Below are 265 nucleotides of genomic sequence, written 5' to 3' on the forward strand. Positions count from 1 at the left end.
GGACTTACATGTTCTTTGCAACATTTATTTGGTCTGTTTATTACTTAGCAGCTTACCCAGGTTTAGGTAACTGGGAAGGATTAGGTAAGTGGACTAGTTCTAACCAAGGTATTACTTCTTTAGCTGAATCTAAAGAAGCAGTAAAACTTGCTAAAGAAGAAGGTCGCTTTGTAAAACTGGACGCTGAGTACCGCGTTGCAGATGCACGTTTTGGCCCTATTTTTAATGAGTTGGCACAAATACCTGTAATAAAATTGGTTGAGTC

The 265-nt window shown here is 38.9% G+C and carries 1 protein-coding gene; it reads left to right on the forward strand.

Annotated features, from left to right (window positions below):
• A partial coding sequence (locus AAEY83_RS15790; RefSeq protein ID WP_351060465.1) for a hypothetical protein occupies positions 1–265 on the forward strand: 265 nt, incomplete at both ends.

It is taken from the genome of Psychrobacter sp. TB20-MNA-CIBAN-0197 (assembly GCF_040309765.1).
GTDB lineage: Bacteria > Pseudomonadota > Gammaproteobacteria > Pseudomonadales > Moraxellaceae > Psychrobacter > Psychrobacter submarinus.